General features: G+C 70.1%; 21 protein-coding genes and 1 pseudogene. 12 read left to right on the top strand and 10 right to left on the bottom strand.

Annotated elements, in window-relative coordinates; all coding sequences use genetic code 11:
- The first annotated feature begins 93 nt into the window (after positions 1-93).
- The 6 genes from RI578_RS37985 (at position 94) to RI578_RS37960 (ending at position 5,942) form a co-directional block, all read left to right on the top strand.
- Entirely contained in the window at positions 94-1,257 is a 1,164-nt protein-coding gene (locus tag RI578_RS37985; protein WP_310875342.1) for a PP2C family protein-serine/threonine phosphatase, read from the top strand.
- A gap of 142 nt (positions 1,258-1,399) precedes the next feature.
- On the top strand, positions 1,400-2,293 hold the full coding sequence (locus RI578_RS37980) for an STAS domain-containing protein (RefSeq protein ID WP_310875341.1): 894 nt from the start codon (positions 1,400-1,402) through the stop codon (positions 2,291-2,293).
- The gene (locus RI578_RS37975) at positions 2,290-2,715 is read left to right on the top strand and encodes an STAS domain-containing protein (RefSeq protein ID WP_310875340.1); all 426 of its coding nucleotides are present in this window, start codon (positions 2,290-2,292) and stop codon (positions 2,713-2,715) included. The genes RI578_RS37980 and RI578_RS37975 overlap by 4 nt, the downstream gene beginning before the upstream one ends.
- Positions 2,694-3,137 (top strand): ATP-binding protein, encoded by a 444-nt coding sequence (locus RI578_RS37970; protein WP_310875339.1) that lies wholly within the window; start codon positions 2,694-2,696, stop codon positions 3,135-3,137. Before RI578_RS37975 ends, RI578_RS37970 begins: the two co-directional genes overlap by 22 nt.
- Positions 3,134-4,207 (top strand): SpoIIE family protein phosphatase, encoded by a 1,074-nt coding sequence (locus RI578_RS37965; protein ID WP_310875338.1) that lies wholly within the window; start codon positions 3,134-3,136, stop codon positions 4,205-4,207. The genes RI578_RS37970 and RI578_RS37965 overlap by 4 nt, the downstream gene beginning before the upstream one ends.
- Positions 4,194-5,942 (top strand): PP2C family protein-serine/threonine phosphatase, encoded by a 1,749-nt coding sequence (locus tag RI578_RS37960; protein ID WP_310875337.1) that lies wholly within the window; start codon positions 4,194-4,196, stop codon positions 5,940-5,942. The genes RI578_RS37965 and RI578_RS37960 overlap by 14 nt, the downstream gene beginning before the upstream one ends.
- Positions 5,943-6,044: 102 nt before the next feature.
- Here RI578_RS37960 and RI578_RS37955 read toward each other — a convergent pair whose 3' ends face one another.
- From RI578_RS37955 to sigJ, 4 genes are all read right to left on the bottom strand, one after another.
- On the bottom strand, positions 6,045-6,542 hold the full coding sequence (locus RI578_RS37955) for a MarR family winged helix-turn-helix transcriptional regulator (protein WP_310875336.1): 498 nt from the start codon (positions 6,540-6,542) through the stop codon (positions 6,045-6,047).
- 116 nt (positions 6,543-6,658) lie between these two features.
- Positions 6,659-7,258: a GNAT family N-acetyltransferase gene (locus tag RI578_RS37950; RefSeq protein WP_383554594.1), complete on the bottom strand. Its 600-nt coding sequence runs from the start codon at positions 7,256-7,258 to the stop codon at positions 6,659-6,661.
- Between the two features lie 68 nt (positions 7,259-7,326).
- A complete protein-coding gene (locus RI578_RS37945) occupies positions 7,327-8,064 on the bottom strand; it encodes a VOC family protein (RefSeq protein ID WP_310875335.1) in 738 nt (245 codons plus the stop codon).
- A 161-nt stretch (positions 8,065-8,225) separates the two neighbouring features.
- A complete protein-coding gene (sigJ, locus tag RI578_RS37940) occupies positions 8,226-9,161 on the bottom strand; it encodes an RNA polymerase sigma factor SigJ (protein ID WP_310875334.1) in 936 nt (311 codons plus the stop codon).
- Between the two features lie 181 nt (positions 9,162-9,342).
- Here sigJ and RI578_RS37935 point away from each other — a divergent pair, with 181 nt between their 5' ends.
- The 3 genes from RI578_RS37935 to RI578_RS37925 all read left to right on the top strand — a co-directional run bounded on the left by RI578_RS37935 (position 9,343) and on the right by RI578_RS37925 (position 11,337).
- A complete protein-coding gene (locus RI578_RS37935; protein ID WP_310875333.1) occupies positions 9,343-9,825 on the top strand; it encodes a carboxymuconolactone decarboxylase family protein in 483 nt (160 codons plus the stop codon).
- A 46-nt stretch (positions 9,826-9,871) separates the two neighbouring features.
- On the top strand, positions 9,872-10,702 hold the full coding sequence (locus RI578_RS37930) for an endonuclease/exonuclease/phosphatase family protein (RefSeq protein WP_310875332.1): 831 nt from the start codon (positions 9,872-9,874) through the stop codon (positions 10,700-10,702).
- 89 nt (positions 10,703-10,791) lie between these two features.
- Positions 10,792-11,337, top strand: coding sequence for a YceI family protein (locus RI578_RS37925; protein ID WP_310875331.1), 546 nt, complete (start codon positions 10,792-10,794; stop codon positions 11,335-11,337).
- A gap of 63 nt (positions 11,338-11,400) precedes the next feature.
- On the opposite strand, the gene RI578_RS37920 is transcribed toward RI578_RS37925, so the two are convergent.
- On the bottom strand, positions 11,401-11,880 hold the full coding sequence (locus RI578_RS37920) for an FAD-dependent oxidoreductase (RefSeq protein ID WP_310875330.1): 480 nt from the start codon (positions 11,878-11,880) through the stop codon (positions 11,401-11,403).
- On the opposite strand from RI578_RS37920, the gene RI578_RS37915 reads away from it, so the two are divergent.
- The 3 genes from RI578_RS37915 to RI578_RS42755 all read left to right on the top strand — a co-directional run bounded on the left by RI578_RS37915 (position 11,845) and on the right by RI578_RS42755 (position 13,295).
- On the top strand, positions 11,845-12,066 hold the full coding sequence (locus RI578_RS37915; RefSeq protein ID WP_310875329.1) for an ATP-binding cassette domain-containing protein: 222 nt from the start codon (positions 11,845-11,847) through the stop codon (positions 12,064-12,066). The genes RI578_RS37920 and RI578_RS37915 overlap by 36 nt on opposite strands.
- Complete coding sequence (locus RI578_RS37910; RefSeq protein WP_310875328.1) at positions 12,063-12,596, top strand: ATP-binding cassette domain-containing protein; 534 nt, start codon at positions 12,063-12,065, stop codon at positions 12,594-12,596. The genes RI578_RS37915 and RI578_RS37910 overlap by 4 nt, the downstream gene beginning before the upstream one ends.
- 345 nt (positions 12,597-12,941) lie before the next feature.
- Complete coding sequence (locus RI578_RS42755) at positions 12,942-13,295, top strand: ATP-binding cassette domain-containing protein (RefSeq protein WP_399062775.1); 354 nt, start codon at positions 12,942-12,944, stop codon at positions 13,293-13,295.
- 273 nt (positions 13,296-13,568) lie between these two features.
- Here the strand turns inward: RI578_RS42755 and RI578_RS37900 are convergent, their stop codons facing one another.
- From RI578_RS37900 to RI578_RS37875, 5 genes and pseudogenes are all read right to left on the bottom strand, one after another.
- Entirely contained in the window at positions 13,569-15,104 is a 1,536-nt protein-coding gene (locus RI578_RS37900; RefSeq protein WP_310875327.1) for a fused MFS/spermidine synthase, read from the bottom strand.
- A gap of 180 nt (positions 15,105-15,284) precedes the next feature.
- Positions 15,285-16,216 (bottom strand): IS5 family transposase gene (locus RI578_RS37895; protein WP_399062772.1). Its coding sequence is split into 2 segments (ribosomal slippage): positions 15,285-15,838 and positions 15,838-16,216, totalling 933 coding nucleotides; the frame shifts between segments, so codons are not numbered across the junction.
- A 55-nt stretch (positions 16,217-16,271) separates the two neighbouring features.
- Positions 16,272-16,911: pseudogene (locus tag RI578_RS37890) on the bottom strand (calcium-binding protein); the annotation flags it as partial.
- Between the two features lie 371 nt (positions 16,912-17,282).
- Complete coding sequence (locus tag RI578_RS37880; RefSeq protein ID WP_310875326.1) at positions 17,283-18,176, bottom strand: nucleoside hydrolase; 894 nt, start codon at positions 18,174-18,176, stop codon at positions 17,283-17,285.
- A gap of 78 nt (positions 18,177-18,254) precedes the next feature.
- On the bottom strand, positions 18,255-19,130 hold the full coding sequence (locus RI578_RS37875) for a carbohydrate ABC transporter permease (RefSeq protein WP_310875325.1): 876 nt from the start codon (positions 19,128-19,130) through the stop codon (positions 18,255-18,257).
- Positions 19,131-19,133 lie beyond the last annotated feature (3 nt).

Genomic DNA, 19,133 nt, shown 5'->3' with positions numbered 1-19,133 from the left:
GATGTCTCGGGTAGCCAACTTCCTCACTTTGATCATACGTCCGAATATTCGCGGCAATCCAGGTATGCCAGATAAATGATTGGACTTCCCGTCATGAACAGATTCGTGATCGCTGAACGTGCTGTCCGTACGGCGGCACCGCATGACTTGCTCGACGCTGTCCGTCGTGTACTGGTCGAGCAGTACGCGGCGGACGGTGTCGAGCTCTTCATGGCCGATTACGGGCTGACGGTGCTGCAGCCAGTGTCCGTACTGCCGCACACCCTGGAGCCGGTGTCGGTGCACAACACCGCCGAGGGCCGGGCGTTCGGCGCCCAGGAGCCGTTCGTGGAAGACGCGCCGGGGGGTGGCTTGGTGCGCGCGCATCTGCCGGTGACCGTGCGTGGTGACCGGCTGGGCGTGCTGTCGGTCGTGTTGCCGGGCGGGGACCATGTACGCGGATGCCTGACGGAACTGGCCGAGATCGCCGAGGTGCTCGGGCGCGAGGTCGTCGTGGCGGAGCGGGACACCGACCTGTATCTGCAGGCGCGCCGCAAGGACCGGCTCACGCTGGCGGCCGAGATGCAGTGGCAGCTCCTGCCCGGCCGTTCCTCCACTCGGCCCGAGTACGAGCTGGGCGCTCAGCTGGAGCCCGCGTATGCCATCTTCGGCGACAACTTCGACTGGTCCGCGACCGCGGAACACCTGATGCTGTACGTCACCAACGGCATGGGCGAGGGCATAGAGGCCTCCCTGCTGACGAACCTGGCCATCAACGCCCTGCGCAATGCCCGGCGTGCGGGCCTGCCGCTCCCCGACCAGGCGGCCCTGGCCGACCAGGCGGTGTACGCCCAGTACCGGGGCGAGTGTTACCTGTCGGTGCTGATGTTCGACTTCGAGCTCGCCACCGGCCGGGCCTGGGTAGTGGACGCCGGGTCGCCGCAGATGCTCCGGCTGCGGGAGGGAAGCGTGGAGCGCATCGAGCTGGAGGCACAGCTGCCGCTGGGCATGTTCGAGGAGACCGACTACGTGGCCCAGGAGTTCCGGGCCGAGCCCGGCGACCGCCTGGTTTTCGTCAGCGACGGCGTCTATTCGGTCGCCTCACCGAAGGGCGAGGCCTACGGGGACGTCGCACTGGCCCGCGCGATCCAGGCCACGCGCCTGCTGCCGGCCGCCGAGGTTCCGCGGGCCATCCTGCGGGAGCTCACGGGTCACCGCGGCCGGCGGATCCCGGACGACGACGCTCTCGTGGTCTGCCTGGACTGGCTGGGACAGTGACCAGCGGTGCCGCACCGAAGCCCGCGCCGGGTAACGCTTGTTCGCGCCGCGCTTCCGGGGCTAATGTTTGCCATATAGCAATTATTGTCGAAGTGCATGCCGTTCGGCGGCGTGGAGTCTGTGCGCAAGGGAGACGATGTAAGTGTCGGAGCGGGACGCGGCCCAGGAGCCGGCGGCGCGGCAGGTAGGCGCCTTCCTCGACCAGCGCCGGGAGCAGCTCGCCCAGCGCTGGGCGGACGCTCCCCTGTTCCGCACGGTCTTCACCGTCTCCCGTGACGAGGCGGTCGAGGCGGGCAAGGCCGTGGTGGACGCGCTGGCCGTCGTTGCCTCTTCCGGCCGGCCCGAGGACGTCGCAGCGCCCGGCTTCGCGGCAGTCCGTGACCAGCTGGGACGTATGGCCGCGTCCCGTGCCCGGAGCGGGTTCTCGCCGGCCCAAGTCGCCGATGAGGTCGCCACGTTGCGGATATCGGCTACGGAATTGCTGCTCGCGGAGTTCCCCGACCCCTCGGACCAGCAGGGCCGGGATGCCGCGCTGGCTCTGACCGTTCTGATGGGCACCCTGCGTCTGGTCGTGATGGAGACGGCGCTCAGCGCGGGCGAGGAGCTCATCGCGCGCCAGCGTGAGCAGCTTCTCGAGGTGGCCACCCCGGTGATCCGGCTGTGGGACGGCGTCGTGGCGGTACCGCTGATCGGCACTCTCGACAGTGCCCGCAGCCAAGTCGTCATGGAGAGCCTGCTGGAGGCGATCGTCGCTCAGCGTGCCCAGTACGCCATCCTGGACATCACCGGTGTGCCCACGGTCGACTCCCTGGTCGCCCAGCACCTGATGAAGACCGTGGCCGCCGCACAGCTGATGGGTGCCGAGTGCATCGTCTCGGGCATCCGCCCGGCGATCGCGCAGACCATCGTCCACCTCGGCATCGACCTCGGACCCATCACCACGCGCGCCGGCCTGGCCGATGCCCTCGCCTACGCCCTGGGCCGGCAGGGCATCGAAGTCTCCCCGCGGACGCCCTCGGTTGCGGGCCGACGGTGACCTTGCGGCCCGCGGTCTCCGTACCGGTCCTGGAGCTGGGCGACATCCTGCTGGTCACCCTGCAGGGAGATCTGCACGACGGCGCGGCAGAGCAGCTTCAGCACGACATCACCCACCGCATCGCACAGCAGTCGGTGAACGGCGTCGTCATCGACATCTCCGGCGTGGAGATCGTCGACTCCTTCCTGGGCCGCGTCCTGGCCGAGATCGCCGCCAGTGCCCGCCTGTTGGCAGCGCGGACGGTACTGACCGGGATGCGCCCCGCCGTCGCGATCACGTTGGTCGAACTGGGACTCGCCCTGCCCGGCCTGCGCACCGCCCTGGACGTCGAGAGCGCGCTGACCCTGCTGGGAAACGCTCCCTCGGCGGCACAGTCCCCACATCCGCAGGAGGGCGCGTCATGCAAGCCCAACTCGGCCTGACGACCAGGATCGCGATCGGCTCGGACGCCGACCTCGCCTGGGCGAGGCATCAGGTGCGCCAGGCCGCGGCCGCACTCGGCTTCAGCCTGGTCCAGCAGACGAAGCTGGTCACCGCTGCCAGCGAACTGGCCCGCAACACTCTCGTCCACGGCGGCGGCGGACATATGGAAATGACCGCGCTGGACGACGGCCAGGCCCGTGGGCTGCGACTGTCCTGCATCGACGAAGGCCCCGGAATCCGCGACATCGATATGGCCATGACCGACGGCTACACCACCGGCGGTGGCCTTGGCCTGGGCCTGAGCGGGGCAAAGCGCCTGGTGCAGGAGTTCACCCTGGACAGCCGGCCCGGACAGGGCACCAATGTCACCATCACCGAGTGGATCTCCGCACTGCCCACTCCCCGCAGCGGTGTCGTGTGAGCCGCGTCTGGGATGTGCCGGTGCACGACACCACACGCGTCCGGGATGTACGCGTGGCCGCCGAGGCGGCGTGCGCCCGTGCCGGACTCGATTCCCAGCGCACCGCCGTCGGCGCACTGGTGGCCACCGAGCTGGCCACCAATCTCCTCAAGCACGCGGGCGGTGGCCGCATCGTGATCAATCTCGCCCAGGATCCCGACATCGGCGAGGGCACGTCGTCGTGGGTCCAGGTCACCTCACTCGATCACGGGCCTGGTATCCCCGACGTGGAAGCAGCACTGCGTGATGGCTGCACGACAGTTCCGGCCTCGCTCGGCGCCGGACTGGGGACGTGCCTGCGCGTGTCGAACACCTTCGACCTGCACAGCCGACGCGGACAGGGCACCGTGGCAGTGGCTCGCGTCGGGCCCGCACCCGCCGCCCGGGCTCGCATGCTCCGCCCCGGTAGAGGCGTGCGAGCCGGCGGCATCAACGTCTCGCTGGCTCAGGACGAGTACTCGGGTGACGCCTTCGGCTGCGTGCGCTCGGGCAGCCGTCTGACCCTCATGCTGGCCGACGGGCTCGGGCATGGCATCAGGGCCGCGCAGGCCGCCGTCGCCGCCGTCGCCCAGCTGCGGAACACCGTGGGCCGGCCTCCGGACGAGGTCCTGCGCAGCATCCATGGAGTGCTGCGTTCCACCCGGGGCGCGGCCGTCGTCGTTGGCCAGGCCGACGTGGCCACCGGCAGGTTCTCCTTCTGCGGGGTCGGCAACGTCGGTGCGCGGCTTCACTCCGGCGGCACCTGGCGACCGCTGCTGTCCCACCCGGGCATCGTGGGGGCGCGCCTGCCGGCGTCCCTGCCCCTGCAGCACGGAACGTGGCGGGCCGACAGCCTCCTCCTCGTGCACAGTGACGGCCTGCCCAGCCGCTGGACGCCGCCCACCGATCCCCAACTCCTCACCCTCGACCCCGCCCTGATCGCAGCAGTCGTACTGCGCGAAGCCAGTAGCGCAGCGCGCCCTCTGCGTGACGACACCAGCGTGGCCGTACTGACCAACGGCCACCGTGCGTATCCCGATGACCGTCCCTGACATCTGGCCGATCGGCTCGTCCACCGACGCGGCACGCGCCCGGACAGCCGTGGCGCGCCTCCTGTCCGACGCAGGCGTTCCCCTGCTGGAACGTCTGCGTTTCGTGACGGCTCTGACCACCCGGTTGCGTCACTGTCTTGAGGAACGAAACGGCGATGGCGCGTACGAACTCCAGCTGCACCTGCATCGGCCCGCCCCCGGCACCGACGGGCAGCTGCAACTAGCCCTGCGTCGTACCGGACAGCCGCCACAGGAGTCCGGATGGCACCTGACGGCCACCGTCCACGAACCCGGACGGCTCGGCCTGGTCGGCCTCCCCTGCCCGGACCGCACCGTGCTGGCCGACGCACTCATCGCCGCCGACGAGGACGCGGGAGAGGCCCTGCGGCGCCTGGACGAGCAGCACAGCCTCGTCCGCTTCCACCGGGAGGAACTGCACCACACGAACCAGGGTGTTTTGGCCCTCCACGCCGAACTCGACGCCGCCGCTCTGCGCCAGCGGGAACTGCTGGACGCCGAACGGCAGGCACGCTCGCAGGCCGAGAACGCCCGGCGCCTGCTCACCTTCCTCGTCACCGCCAGCGCCGCCGTCAGCGCGTCCCTCCGCCACGACGACATCCTGCGACGCCTGTCCAGCCTCCTCGTGCCCGACCACGCCGCGCACGTCGATGCCTGGCTCTTCGACGAAGACCAGAAGGGGCGCGGCAGTCACCGCGCCATTCCCCGACCGGCCGCCGCCGTGGTCGCCGCCCGCACCGGCCGTCCCCAGCTAGCCGCCGCTCGCCCCGGCGAACTGCCCGGCATCGACGACCTTCCGCCCTCGGCGCTGACCCCGGACAAGACCATGCTGTCCATCCCCCTCTCCGCACCGGGACCGGAAGTGATGGGTGTGCTCACCCTCACCGCACCAGGACCCGCCTTCGACCCGGACACCTGCCTCATGCTGGTCGAACTCACCCGACGAGCAGGCGTCGCCCTCGAACACGCCCGCCGCTACGAACAGCACAGGGACACCGCCCAGACCCTGCAACGCGCGCAGCTCACCGACCTGCCCGCCACACCGGGGCTGTCCCTGGCCGCCCGCTACCTGCCCGCCACCCGCGCGCTGAACATCGGCGGCGACTGGTACGACGCCTTCACCCAGCCCGACGGCAGCTTCCTCGCCGTCATCGGAGACGTCACCGGCCACGGACTCGACGCCGCCGTGCTGATGGGCCAGCTACGCACCGCGCTGCGCGCCTACGCGGTCTCGGGTGACGGCCCGGCCGGCATCCTCACCCGGATGCACGGCATGCTGCACCACCAGCAGCCCGAGCTGTACGCGACCGCGGTCCTGGCCCGGTTCAGGCCGGGCGAGCCGGGCATCACCTGGGCGACAGCCGGACATCCCCCGCCCCTCGTGCGACTGCCCGACGGCACGGTCCGCGTCCTGGATGCCGCACCCGGTCCCATGCTCGGGGTGCCCGTGCCGTACGAGTACCAGGAGCACGCCGCCGACCTGCCACCCGGCTCGACTCTGGCCCTCTACACCGACGGGCTGGTCGAGCGGCGAAAGGAGGACATCGACGCCGGCATCGGGCGCCTTGCGCAGGCTTTGAAGGCGCTGGACGCGGTGGACCTGGCACACGATCTGGACGCTGCGGCCGAGGGTCTGCTCAAGCCGTTGCTGCATGGTTCCGAACGCGACGACGATGTGTGCCTGCTGCTCTGCCACACCACCGTCACCATGCCGTGACGCACATCTACCCGTCCAAGTGACGGTGCGCGTCACGGGGGTTCGGGAACCGCGAGGAGGGAAGGCGGGCGCCACCCATGCCGACCCGGGTGCGCCCTGTCCTCACGGGCCCCCGGGCAGCGGTGAACCGGATTCCCGCGCTGCCAGGAAGGCCCGCATACTCCGACTCAGCGCCGCGCGGTCGGCGGGTTCCATCCCGGCCAGCACAGCGGTGAGCGCCTGCGCTCTACGCCCTGCGACGTCGTCCAGCACCCGGTGTCCTTGCGCGGTGAGACTGAGCTGCACCTCACGACGCTTGTGCGGGTGCAGCGCACGTACCAGCAAACCAGCGGCTTCGAGCCGGTCACACAACCGACTGGCGGTGGGGAGCCCTACAGCCAGCCGTTCGGCAAGGCCGGTGAGATTGAGGTCAGGTACCGCCTCCAGCGCCCGCAGTGCCCGCAGTTGGTGCACGGACAACCGCAGCACCGCCTCCTGAGCAGCCAGCGACCACAGACTCGTCAAAGACTCCACGGCGTCGGCAATCTCCAGGGCGACGTCCTCGGGGCCATCGCCCGAGCCTCTCACATGGCCGCCGCCCGAACTGCCGAGACCAGTCACAAAAACATCACTCTCAGTAACCTCTAGCGCGGGCAATACGGGGTTCCCGTTCAAACGCTGCTACCCGAAGAGCGCGGAGGCAAGCGATACCGAGGTGGGCCTGTTGAGGCAGCCCTTCAGTCCTGGGGGTCACGCAGGCCGACGCAGTCGAGGGCCCAGAACGCCTCCGAGTAGACGAAGGTGCCCGTCATCCACGGCTCGTGAGCGGACAACCGGGCGACCTGGAACGCGGCTTCAGGGATACGCAGCGACGGCGAACGGAAGCCCACCGCGCCGGCGCCCTCGAAGCCGCGCGTGCCGTAGTAGTGCGGCGAACCCTCCAGGAACACCAACGGCACACCCTGGCTGTCGGCCGCCTCGAGGGCGTGGGCGACGAGCTGCGTACCGATGCCCTGGCGCTGGAACTCGGGGACCACGCCCAGCGGTGACAGCGACAGGACGTCCACGATCCGGCGCGGAGCGTCCAACCGCGTCGCGCTCAGCAGGACATGCCCGACGACCCGGTCATCAACGACCGCGACGAAGGACATCGGCGCCAACGCGGCCTCCGCGACGCGAAGTGCCTCCACGAGACCGGGAACCCGATCGCTGTCCCCGAAGGCGCGCGTATGGACCTCGCGCACCTCTCGGTGGTCGTCGGTGGTCTCCTGCCGGATCACCAGCCCGGCACCAGCGGTAGCGATCCGGGAGCCCGCAGGCGCATCGTGTGAGGTCATGGCCGCGAGGGTAGATCGCATGGCGGCTCAGCGCGAGGCGATTACGGCACGGGAGGAGGATCTCCGCGTCAGCCCCGGCCCAGGACGCAGAACTCGTTGCCCGCCGGATCGGCCAGAACGACCCAGGAGACGTCACCCTGACCCACATCGGCCCGTACCGCGCCGAGGCCTTCGAGCCGGGCGACCTCCTTCGCCTGGTCCTCGACGGGGTCGGACATCACGTCGAGATGGACGCGGCTCCGTACGACCTCGTCGTCGGGCGTGCGGCGGAACTCCAGGAACGGTCCGACGCCCTTGACGGAGCGCAGCAGAGCCCGGTCGTCGGTCAGCTCGTGGACGGTCCAGCCGATCGCCTCGCCCCAGAACCGGACCATGGCCCGTGGGTCGGCGCAGTCGACGACGACGGCGGCTATCGGCCCGGTGTCCCGGTAGAGGTCCCGGGGCTCCAGGACGCTGAACACGTTGCCTTCCGGGTCGGCCATCACCGTCCACGGCGCGTCGCCCCGGCCCGCATCGGCAGGCGTCGCCCCGAGCTCCTTCAGACGTGCGACCAACTCCGCCTGATGGACGTCGGAGGTGGTGGCGAGCTCGATGTGCACGCGGCACTTCACCGTCTCCGGGTCCGGGACGCGGACGAGATCGATGCAGACGGCGGCCGGGTCGGGCCAGTCGAAGCCCACGGGTTCCAGGTTGGTGACACCGGGCCCCTCGCTGGAAACACCCCAGCCGAGCGCCTCGGCCCAGAACTGGCCGAGCGCCGAGTCGTCCCGGGCCTTGAAGTTCACCTGAACAAGTTGCAGCGTCATGCCGCACACCCTAGGTGCTCCCCCATCGGGCAGGCCTGCGAGATTCGGACAGCAGAACCTCGGCACCGCGGTGGAACAAGGCCGCGCTGCGGGCAGGTCGGCGTGGAAGACGGTCGGGCCGTCGTCCTCGACCGCGGGGGCCTCCCGTTCGAGCACGCCCGTCAGCTCGTCGTCCAGGGACGCAGCTTCTCGGGATTGGCGACGGCCCAGAAGTTCCTGATGCGGTCGCCCGCGACTTCGAACGCGATGACCACCGCGGTGACCCCGCCGCGCTCGACGACCAGGCCGGGCTGACCGTTGACCGTGCGTTCCACGATCGTCAGGTCGTCCGCCGTCGCGGTGACGGCCACCAGGTACCGCGCGATCTGCTCGTTGCCCACGACGGGACGGGGCGCTGCGCTGGCCAGACCTCCGCCGTCGGCGACCCCCGTGGCGTCGGGGTCGAGCAGGTCGATCAGGGCCGCGATGTCCTTGGCCTCCCACGCGAGTTTGAAGTCTCTGACGAGAGCGGCCTGCCGCGACGCCCGGGCCGCCGACACTTCGGACGCGCGGAGACGGCGGCGGGCCGCGGAGGCCAGCTGTCGGCAGGCCCCCGGCGTACGGCCGACGATCTCGGCCACTTCGGCGAAGGGATAGCCGAAGACGTCATGGAGGATGAACGCGACACGCTCGGCCGGCGTCATCGCGTCGAGCAGGACGAGGAAGGCCATGGTGACCGACTCGTCGAGCGTCACACGGTCAGCCGGGTCGGTGGTGGCCCCGCCCTCCCTCCCGCCGGACCACTCCGCGCGATCGGGCAACGGCTCGGGGATCCACTCGCCCACATACCTCTCGCGCCGCGCCCGCGCCGAGCCGAGCTGGTCGAGGCAGATGCGGCCGGCCACCTTGGTCAGCCACCCGCCTGGCGACTTGATGCCCTCCTGCTGCTCCTGGGTCATGGTGTACCAGCGGGCGTACGTCTCCTGCACGACATCCTCGGCGTCGGCCAGGGAGCCCAGCAGTCGGTAGGCGAGATTGGTGAGCCGACGCCGCTCGCTCATGATCGTGCTCAGAGCCGGGTCGAGGCGAACGCCTCCCGGCTCGGTTTCGGTCCTCATGTCTCGCCACTCCTTCGGTCGCGTCCGGCCAGGCCACACCGGTATGACGAGACAGCCCCTCCAAATGTGAGGTGACATGCCGACCTCACATCCGCTGGGGCCGCGTCGTCATACCGGTAGCAACGTCGACTCACGCACGGCCGTTCCACGGTGGAACGGCCCTGCGGGGAGGGGAGAGAGCATGGAAGCCCGTTTGAACCTGTTCGCCCAGCCGGTGGCGGCCCAGTTCCTGAAGCATCTCGCCACGGCGGGCAAGGCCGTGTCGGATTCGGCGCTGCCGGCCACCACGCAGGAGCTGGTGCGCATCCGCGCCAGCCAGATCAACGGCTGCGGATTCTGTCTGGACATGCACACCAAGGAGGCCGCACACGCCGGAGAGAGCGCGGTGCGCCTCCACCTGGTCGCGACCTGGCGGGAGGCGTCGGTCTTCACCGACGCGGAGCGAGCCGCCCTGGAGCTGACCGAGCAGGGCACCCGCGTCGCCGACGCGGCCGGTGGCGTCACCGACGAGGCCTGGACCGACGCCGCGCGGCACTACGACGAGGAACAGCTCTCGGCCCTGGTGTGCCTCATCGCCGTCATGAACACCTTCAACCGCCTCAACGTCATCGTCCAGCGACCCGCGAGCGACTACCAGCCCGGCCAATGGGCCCAGTGGGCCTAGGGAACCCGAAACCCCACCCGAGCCACGGACAGAAGGGAACTTCGCAGTGACAAGGCTGCGCGTCCTCACGTTGAACGTGTGGAACACCCGGGGAGACAGCGCCGCGCGCATGGCGCTGATCAACGCTGAGCTACGGCGACGCGCTCCGGACCTCGTCGCGTTCCAGGAGGTCATGCCCGGCCAACTGGACCAATTGATCGCCGGCACCGGGCTGCACGGCACCGACCAGTCGCAGATGTCCATGGCGGCGCCGCCCTTCGCTGAGCGGTACGGCGGCACGGCGGTCGCGACCCGATGGCCGCATCGCATCGTCGAAGTCCTCGACCAGCGCGGCACGGACGCGCCCGACGTGCCGTGGCTCACGCTGGCGGCACACGTGCCGCTGCCGGATCTGGGCGAGGTGCTGTTCGTCGCACCCACGACCTCGTTCCGGCTCGACATGGAGGCGGCACGCGAGCGTCAGGTGATCGCCCTCAGCGACCTGGACGCCCGGCACCGGACGGCCTTGCCCACGATCATGGCCGGTGACTTCAACGCGGACCCGGACACAGCCGGCGTCCGCTACCTGACCGGCCGGCAGTCGCTCGCAGGACGCAGTACGCACTATCACGACGCGTGGGAGGTCGCGGGTTCCGGGCCCGGCCACACCTGGTCGACGGACAATCCCAACGCGTCCGAGGACATCGCTCGTCTGGTGCGCCAGCCACGGCACCACCGTCGGCTCGACTACGTCCTCGTCGGCTCGCCACACGCTCATCCGCACGCCTTCGCCCACGTTCTCGACGCCCGGCGCGTGTTCGACGAACCCAGCGACGGTGTGTGGGCCAGTGACCACTGCGGTGTCGTCGTCGATCTGGACCTGGGAGTAGTCCAGTGACCCGGGCACGGGTCACTGTCGACCACGCAGGCGGCAAGGCGCCGCATCCGCACCCCTGACGCCCTCTTCCCACACAGGAGCATCCCAGCATGTCCATCACGTCCCTGCCCGGCGAACTGTCAGGCAACTACCTCCTCGACACCACACGTACGCGCGTCGGTTTCATCGCCCGGCACACCATGTCCACCAGGGTGCACGGGCGGTTCGAGGAGTTCGAGGGCAACGCGCACCTGGACGTCGGCCACCCGTCGAAGTCCGAGATACGGCTGACGATCCGGGCGCGGAGCATCCGGACCGGCAAGCCGCAGCGCGACGATCTGCTCGGCGGCAAGTTCCTGGACGCCGACGGCCACCCGAATCTCACCTTCGTCTCGACCAGGGTGGAGCAGGCCGAGGAGAACGTCTTCAGGGTCACCGGCGATCTCACCATCCGCACCGTGACCAGGCCGGTCACCGTGGTGTTCACGCTGACCGGCACGGAGACCGGACCCCGGGGAGCCTGCCGGATCGGCGCCCGGGGCAGAGCCACCATCGACCGCAACGATTGGGGTGTGAACTGGAACGCCATGACCACGGCCATGGTCAGCCCCAAAGTCACCCTCGACTTCGACGTCTCCGTGGTCCGCCGACCCTGACGGGACGGGCGTAGGCACGGTCCCGTTGGCCGTCGGCGTCCTCAGCCAACGGGACCGTGGCCCTCAACCGTGGCGGGCGAGGTGCTCCTTGAGCGAGAACCCCTTGGCCGTGGCGTCCTCCGGTGTCAACCTGACCCGCCTCCCCAGAAGTCGCCGGGCCGCCCCGGTCAGCCGTGCGGCGACCGACTCCGCGTGGCCGACGGCGTTCTGCACGGATTCCAGCCGCGAAAGGTTCCCGGAACTCGCCTGCGGAAATGCCGCGCAGTCACCGATGGCGGAGATGTGCGGATCCGCGGTGAGCAGGCGGGAGTCGGTGATGATGCCGTCACCCACCGGGAGGCCGGCCGAAGTGGCCAGGTCCGTGCGGGGACTGACTCCGACACCGACCAGGACCAGATCCGCCGGCAGCACGTCGGCGCCGTCCAGTTCGACCGCCGTCACCTGTCCCCGGCCGTCCCCCCGCAGTGCCGCGACGCCCCGGCCGAACAGGAGCCGGGTGCCTCGCTGGTGGTGCAGCCGTGTGAAGCACTCGGCGGTCCGCACCGAGACGACCCGGGCGAGTGGGCGGGCGTCCTGCGCCTCGACGACGTCACCGTCCGCTACCCGGGTCGCACCCGGCCCGCGCTCTCCGGCGTCTCCCTCACCGTCCGCCCCGGTGAACATCTCGCCCTCGTCGGCCCGAGCGGCGCGGGCAAGTCCACGCTCCTGGCACTGCGCCTCGGCTCGTGACCTCCGAATCCGGCCGGCTCGGGGTCGACGGCACGGACCTCGCGCACCTCGACCCCGACGACTGGCGCGCCCAGGTGGCCTGGGTGCCCCAACTCCCGCATCTGTTCGCGGCGTCCATCGCGGACAACATCCGCCTCGGGCGGCCCAACGCGAGCGACACCGAGGTGCGGCGAGCGGCCCGCACCGCCTTCGCGGACGGCTTCATCGAGGCGCTGCCGAAGGCGTACGAAACCCCGCTCGGCGAACATGGTGCCGGGCTCTCGGCGGGGCAGCGGCAACGCATCGCTCTGGCCCGCGCGTTCTGCAAGAACGCCCCCATTCTGTTCCTCGACGAACCGACCGCTCACCTCGACCCCGACAGCGAGGCCGTCGTCAGCCGCGCCACGGTCCGCCTCATGCGGGGGCGGACCTCGATCGCGGTCGCTCACCGCACGAGCCTGCTGCCGCACGTCGACCGGGTCGTCACCGTGCGCGCCGGCCGCCTCGTCCTCTCCCGACCGGCGCCCGTGGAAGGACTGGTGACCTCATGACCGTCCACGGCCGACTCGCGGTTCCCGTCCGGCCGGGCGGGCCCCGCCCCACCGTCCGACTCCTGCAGCACCTTCTCCCGCACTGGCGCCGGCTGCTGCTCGCAGCGCTCGCCTCGGCCGGCAGCGAGTTGGCCGCCGCCGCGCTGATGACCACCGCCTGCGGTTCGTCGACTACGAAGCCGGGAGCGTCCTGGTCGCCGGACGCGAACTGCGCGAGATCGCGGGCAGCGAAGCCCGCCGCGTCATCACCGGGATGACCCAGGACGCCCACGTCTTCCACACCACGATCCGCGCCAACCTGCTCCTGGCCCGCCCCGACGCCACGGACACCGACCTGCGCGAGCAGTGCGCAGGGCCCGGCTCCTGGAGTGGGTCCAGTCGCTGCCCGACGGCTGGGACACCCTCCTCGGCGAGGACGGCGCCGCCATGTCCGGCGACCAGCACAGTCGTCTGTTGCTCGCCCGCGCGCTGCTCGCCGACCCGCTCGTCCTCGTCCTGGACGAGCCCACCGAGGGACTCGACCCCGACACCGCCGCGGCCGTGCTGGCCGACATCCTCGACGCCACCCGCGGTCGCACCACGCTCCTGGTCACCCACGATCCAGGGGTGCGGGATTCGATCATTCATCTCCACAACGGCTGGGCGGCGACACAACCCGCCCCCAAAGACCGTAAGACGCAAGCAGAGACAGCAGGCTGACGGCAAGTGCGAGCACCAGGTCCGCTGTTCCCCTCGGAGTGCCTCCTCGTGCAACGCTGCTCGATCTGATGGCGGCATGAAGGCCCTCCGCACGGTGCGACGTCAGGACGCACTCAAGCTGCTCGCGAACCCGAACCATGACAGGGACGCGACGCTGCTGAGTGAGGGGCACAGCTCCCGGAGCTTGGCTCGAGGCCGTGCTGCTCGACGGCGATGAGCCTGAAATTGAAGTCCCTGAACGTGGCCATGCGCACAACACAGACGGACGTCCGGTCACTGACTGCTAGGTGGGCCGTAGGGCTGGAGGAGCTGGTCGACGGGTGCGTAGTCGTCGGTGAGCACCTGGGCGTCGTCGATCCAGGAGGTGAGGTCGTCGCCGGAGGCGATCCTCCAGCCGGTTCGCCGGGCATCAAGCGCTTCCTGGGTCGCGCGTAGGTCGACCTGCCGGTCGGAGGCGAGCACCACCATGTTGCCGCCCTTCGCGGTGGTGGTCCGGCTGAGGCCGATGTCGCCGGGTTCACCGATGAGGACGACATGTTCGAAGGTCTCGGCCAGGGTGGCCACTTCGGCGCGTGCGAATTCCAGAGCGCCATGATCGATGAGGTTGGCGATGTACAGGCCGTCCTCGTCGAGCACCCTGCGTACGTCGGTCATCGCCTCGACCGTGGTGAGGTGCCATGGGACGCTGACGCCCCCGAAAGCGTCGCCGACGACGAGGTCACGGCTGTTCGTGGCCAGTCGTCGCAGGCCGAGCCTGCCGTCCTCCGTGCGTACGTCGATACCGGCCTGCGGCGTCAGACCGAGTTGGTCATGGTTGATGCGCACGACCCCGCTGTCGATCTCGGACACAACACTGTGCGTCCCGGAACGCGTCGCCGCGAGGTAGCGCGGCAAGGTGAGACCGCCGCCGCCCAGATGGTGAGCGGTGAGTGACTCTGCTCCGGGGTAGGCGGTGTCGACCACCGAGGCGATGGCGCGCACATACTTGAACTTCAGGAAGGTCGGGTCGTCGATGTCGACGTACGAGTGCCTCAAACCGTCCAGGACGAGTGTGCGGCCGCCGACCCGGTCGGGATCCGCGACGACCCGTGCGCAGTGGTACCTGGTCTCCGTGTCGCAGGCACCGGGCGCCACACTGCCGGCGAGGCCGCCGGCGACGACCACGAGTATGAGGGCAGGGGTGCTGATCCACCCGCGCATGCGCCACTCGACCAACGCCGAGCCGACCACCAGCAGCACTCCGAGGCCGATGAGGATGCCGCTGACGGGCCAGCGCGAAATAAGGACGAAGCCGGTGAGGACGGTGCCGAAGATGGCGCCGACGGTACCGACGCCGGACAGCCGTCCGACGACCGTTCCGGTCTCGGCAATGGTGGTGAGACGCAGTTTGGTCACCACGGGCGTCACCGCGGAGAGCAGCGCGCCCGGCAGGAGGACAGTCAGCGCCGCGATCAACAGGAGCATCGCTGGTGCCCACTCCGCGGTGGTGCGGAGCACGGCAGGGGTCAGCGCGACGACCGCTCCCGACACCCCGAGCGAGGGCCCCAGAAGCCGGCGTGGATTGACCTGGTCGGCTACGCGCCCGCCCAGCCAGGAGCCGGCAGCGATCGCGGTGAGGGCGATGCCGATCACCATGGTGCTGGTCTCGAGGGTGAGGCCGAGATAGGGGGCCAGCAGCCGCAGAGCGACGATCTCGACCACCAGGACCGCGGCGGAGGACCCGAAGACGAGCGCGGCAGCCGCACGGGAACCCAGGCCGCCGCTGTCGGGCGTGCCCTCGGCGAGAGGCGCGGAAGACGATCCGGTCATGGGCGACATCCTGGCATGCGGTGGGAACACGGGCAGGGGTTGAGAGAAGGCCGTCATCTCCCACTCCGCTGCGGAGGGCCGTTGTCGGTCGTGAGCGCCCGGGCCGGGAACTGGCCGACTGGTCACCGCGTTCGCTTCGGCGCCTGCGGGCGACACGCGCCCTAGGCACTGTTTCTCGGATCATGTGCGGAGCCAGACCATGAGGGCTGCGAGGGCGACGGTGCCGAGGTAGATGTAGGCGCGTTTCTCGTAGCGTGTGGCGACGGCGCGGAAGCCCTTGAGTCGGTTGATGGCACGTTCGACGGTGTTGCGCTTCTTGTAGTGTTCGCGGTCGAATCCGATGGGCCGACCGCCTTGAGATCCTCGGTTGTGCCGGTGCCTTTGCTGGTCGAGACGTTCGGGGATGGTGTGCCGGATTCCGCGTCGTCGCAGGTAGCGCCGGTTGCTTCGGGACGTGTAGGCCTTGTCGGCCAGCACGTGGCCGGGCCGGCTGCGGGGCCGTCCCACTCCGGATCGGGGTACGGAAATCCGCTCCAGCACCTGCTCGAGCTGAGGGCCGTCACCGTAGTGTCCCGGCGTCAGAACGAAGGCGAGGGGCCGGCATCGTCCGTCGGCGGCGAGATGGATCTTGGTTGTGAATCCGCCGCGGGAGCGGCCCAGGCATTCGCCGATCTGACCACCTCCTCCAGGCGGAAGGCCAGTTTCCGCAGCACCGGATCGACCTGGTTCGTCCCCCGGCCGTTCCCCTTTTGAGCATCCAGGGCCGACGGCTTCTTCCTCGCACCGGCGGCGTGCTGATGGGCCCGCACTGCGGTCGAGTCCACCGACACGTCCCAGTCGATCCCACCCGCGGCATCTTCGGCGGCCTGGATACGGGACAGCAGCATCTTCCACGTTCCATCCGCTGACCAGCGGCGATGCCGCTTATAGACCGTCTCCCAGGGCCCGAACCATTCCGGCAGATCCCGCCACTGCACCCCCGTCCGCACCCGGTAGAGCACTCCGTTGATCACCCGACGGTGATCGCTCCACCGACCTCCCCGCGCACCGCCAGGAGGTAAGAACGACTCCAGCCGAGCCCATTCCGCGTTCGTCAGATCCCCACGACCCATGAAGCCAGCCTGACCCCAACACCCCGCCCAAGTCAGGAGATCCGAGAAACAGCGCCTAGGCGTCCGCGAGGAGGGGGTCGTACGGGGTGCTGGTGCGGCGGGCGGACATGAAGGAGAGGAAGTCGCTCACGAAGGCGCTCCGGCCGTAGGCAGCCCCGTGGTGGCGAGGTCGCGGTGGAAGGCGGTGCGAAAGAGGTTCCGGTACTCCTCCGTGTCGATGGTTCCGCTGCCGTCCTTGTCGGTGGCGTCGAAGAGGACCTCGGCGACGCGGATGAGCGCGGCTCCCGCGAGGGAGGGCACGGCCGCGGCGTACTCCTGCGCGCTCACCCGGCCGTCGCCGTCCGTGTCGAGGGCAGCCTGAAGTTCGCGCCACCAGGCGGCGAAGGCGTCGTACAGCCGAGTCTCCTCGGGCTCGTCCAAGTCGAGTCGGGTGTGAGGAGGCGGAGCAGGGCCGACGCCCGCTTCGTGCGGCCGCGCAGGGCGGCCACGGTCCGGGCTCGGGGGTCGTCGCTTCCGGGTGACAGGGAGACGAGTTCGATGATGCTTCCGGCGTTGAGCCGGCCGTCGGGCAGGAATCGAGCCGGCCCGGCGGCGAGGTACGCGCCCTGTATGAAGGCCGCCTCGATGATGTCGATGACGGTGGCCTCGGCGGCCTGGTGGCCCGCCGTGCGCGGCAGTGAACGTCGCTGCGCCCACCGCCCGTTGCCATCCATCACGCACGCCACGTGTCGGGGCACCGCGCGCCCCGCTCCGTCGCTCCGCCGTTCCCGGCGGGGCAGGTCCACCGTCGCGGAGTGTCCACCTGGAACGTCGTAGTCCGTCATGCCCGGCCCCGCTCCCCCCGCAGTGACGCAACCGGTAGTGCCGTGCTCGCTCACGCCTGTCCCGCCTCGTCCCCCGCCCTCACCGGCGTGTTTCCTGCCGGGATTCTGGCAGCAAGGAGAGGGAGGAGCCGATGAAGCTGTGGGTGAAGGACAGCGGGAGGCGTGAGGTGAGGTTCTCCAGGGTGCCGATCAGGTCGATGGTTCGTTGATCGAGACCGGCGTGCTCGGGAGTGGTTCGGTGGTCAGGCTCCGGCCCCGGCGCGGACGATGCGGGCGACGATCTGCTCGGCCACGGCCGGCAGGTCGGCGTCGGTGACGAGGCGGACCGGGCCGGCCGGGTCGGCGTGGAAGACGGTCAGGCCGTCGTCCTCGACCGTGACGTGGCCGCGTTCGAAGGTGTACAGGTCGGGACGCAGCATCGACAGGGCGGTGATCGGGTCGTGCGGGGTGGTCCAGGTGCGGCTCTTGAACTCGATCCAGGTGTCGATCTCCCGGGCCAGGGCGGTGCCGTAGGGGCCGGCGGCGCGAATCGCCTCGATGCCGTCGCTCTCCACGCGGAAGCGGGTGGTGGTCTCCAGGCCGCTGACGACCATGGGCAGCCCGGCCTCGAAGACGGTGCGGGCGGCGGCGACGTCGCTGAGGATGTTGTGCTCGGGCTTGGCGTCCGGGCCGAAGAAGCCGCCCATCAGGTACACGGTGCCGACGGCCTCGGCGAAGTCCTCGTGTCGTTGGAGGGTCTGTGCCAGGTTCGCGAGCGGTCCGATGGCCATCACGTCGACCTCGCCGGGCCGGGCCCGGACGGTTTCGGCGAGGAAGTCGGCGGCGTTCAGGTCGTCGCGGACCGGCTCGGTGTGCAGGTCGTCGAAGCAGGTGCCCTCGTGGCCCGGCCACCACACCTCCTTGCCCGACAAGGTCTCGGCAGCGCCCGGGACGACGGTCGGGGCGTGGCCGGCGAGGGCGGCGAGGCGGTGGGCGAGCCGGGCGCGCAGCAGGGTGTCGCCGTAGACGGTGGTGATGCCGACCAGGTCGACTTCGGGCGAGCCAAGGAGGACGCCGAGCGCCAGGGCGTCGTCGACGTCGCTGCCGATGTCGGTGTCGAGGACCAGGGCGCGGGGGTGCGGGTGGTTGGCGGTCATGTAAGGCTCCGTGGGCGGTGAAACGAGTGGGAAGAGTGGAGTGGTGGGGCGAGTGGAGTGGTCGTCGTGGGCCGGGGGCTACTTCAGGCCGCTGCCTGCGATGGACTGGGTGAAGTAGCGCTGGAGGCGAAGTAGTACCAGCAGGGGGATGAGGGTGAGGATCGCCGCGGCGGCGAAGACCTGTCCGTAGTCGACGACGAGCTGGCCCTGGAGGGTGCTGAGCGCGATCGGGCCGAGCTGGCGGCTCGGTTCGGTGCCGATGAGCAGCGGCCACATGTACGACTGCCACTGGAAGGTGAACAGGGTCAGGCCGGCGCCGATGAGGGCGGGGCGGGAAAGTGGCAGGTAGATCTTCCAGAAGACGCCCCACCAGCCGAGGCCGTCCATGCGGGCGGCTTCGACGAGTTCGCGGGGCACGGCGAGGAAGAACTGCCGGAGCAGGAAGATGGCCAGGCCGTTGCCGATGCCGGGCAGCATCAGGCCGAGGTAGGTGTTCTGCAGTCCCCAGTCCCGGAGGGTGGCGGACAGCGGGATGGCGATCGCGTCGAAGGGGATCATGAAGCTGAGGAGGATCACGGCGAACACCGCGCCCCGGGCGGGGAAGTCGAAGACCGACAGGGCGAACGCGGCGGTGGCCGACAGCAGCAGGCCGACGACGATCACCGCGGCGGCCACGCCGACGGAGTTGAGCACGGCCCGGCCGAAGTCGCCCTGGAGGAGGGTGGCGTAGTTGTCGAGCGTGGCGTGGGTGGGGACGAAGGAGCGCCAGGTCAGCTCGTCCAGGCCGGCGAGCACCTCGTCGCCCGGCCGCAGGGAGCCGGCCAGTACCCACAGCAGGGGCAGGGCGAACAGCAGGCCGATGGCGGCGGCGACGACGGCGGGAGCGTGCCGCAGGGGGGCATGCCGTCGGTGGGCGGTGCGGGCGGGTGGGTCGGTGAGGGTGTCGGTGGTCATGGG

The sequence above is a fragment of the Streptomyces sp. BB1-1-1 genome (assembly GCF_031597775.1).
GTDB lineage: Bacteria > Actinomycetota > Actinomycetes > Streptomycetales > Streptomycetaceae > Streptomyces > Streptomyces thinghirensis.
This window is presented reverse-complemented; position numbering and strand designations above follow the sequence as displayed.

What these genes read in the sequence shown, in the direction of transcription:
- RI578_RS37985 (WP_310875342.1), top strand. Translation starts at nt 94, where the DNA reads ATGAACAGATTCGTGATCGCTGAACGTGCTGTCCGTACGGCGGCACCG.
- RI578_RS37970 (WP_310875339.1), top strand. Translation starts at nt 2,694, where the DNA reads ATGCAAGCCCAACTCGGCCTGACGACCAGGATCGCGATCGGCTCGGAC.
- RI578_RS37960 (WP_310875337.1), top strand. Translation starts at nt 4,194, where the DNA reads ATGACCGTCCCTGACATCTGGCCGATCGGCTCGTCCACCGACGCGGCA.
- RI578_RS37950 (WP_383554594.1), bottom strand. Translation starts at nt 7,258, where the DNA reads ATGACCTCACACGATGCGCCTGCGGGCTCCCGGATCGCTACCGCTGGT.
- RI578_RS37945 (WP_310875335.1), bottom strand. Translation starts at nt 8,064, where the DNA reads ATGACGCTGCAACTTGTTCAGGTGAACTTCAAGGCCCGGGACGACTCG.
- sigJ (WP_310875334.1), bottom strand. Translation starts at nt 9,161, where the DNA reads ATGAGGACCGAAACCGAGCCGGGAGGCGTTCGCCTCGACCCGGCTCTG.
- RI578_RS37935 (WP_310875333.1), top strand. Translation starts at nt 9,343, where the DNA reads ATGGAAGCCCGTTTGAACCTGTTCGCCCAGCCGGTGGCGGCCCAGTTC.
- RI578_RS37925 (WP_310875331.1), top strand. Translation starts at nt 10,792, where the DNA reads ATGTCCATCACGTCCCTGCCCGGCGAACTGTCAGGCAACTACCTCCTC.
- RI578_RS37900 (WP_310875327.1), bottom strand. Translation starts at nt 15,104, where the DNA reads ATGACCGGATCGTCTTCCGCGCCTCTCGCCGAGGGCACGCCCGACAGC.
- RI578_RS37880 (WP_310875326.1), bottom strand. Translation starts at nt 18,176, where the DNA reads ATGACCGCCAACCACCCGCACCCCCGCGCCCTGGTCCTCGACACCGAC.
- RI578_RS37875 (WP_310875325.1), bottom strand. Translation starts at nt 19,130, where the DNA reads ATGACCACCGACACCCTCACCGACCCACCCGCCCGCACCGCCCACCGA.